General features: G+C 42.6%; 1 protein-coding gene. It reads left to right on the top strand.

Annotated elements, in window-relative coordinates; all coding sequences use genetic code 11:
• Positions 1-230 (top strand): hypothetical protein (locus IEQ44_RS16635; protein WP_227487740.1); only part of this gene is annotated, 230 nt, incomplete at both ends.

Raw genomic sequence — 230 nt, forward strand, 5'->3', positions numbered from 1 at the left:
ATCAAAAAGGTACAAAGACCACCGTTGCCTATAGACGATTTGTGGACTTGTTTGCTCAGTATTTTCCTCGCATTCCCCAAGAGGATTACCCAACACTACGTCAGTTTCGTTATTTTTATGATCGAGAATACCCTAAAGCTCAGCGCTTAAAGTCTAGAGTTAAAGCAGGGGTATATAAAAAAGACGTACGACCCTTAAGTAGTACAGCCACTTCTCAGGCGTTAGGCCCT

The sequence above is a fragment of the Nocardioides malaquae genome (assembly GCF_015070385.1).
Taxonomy (GTDB): domain Bacteria; phylum Actinomycetota; class Actinomycetes; order Propionibacteriales; family Nocardioidaceae; genus Nocardioides; species Nocardioides malaquae.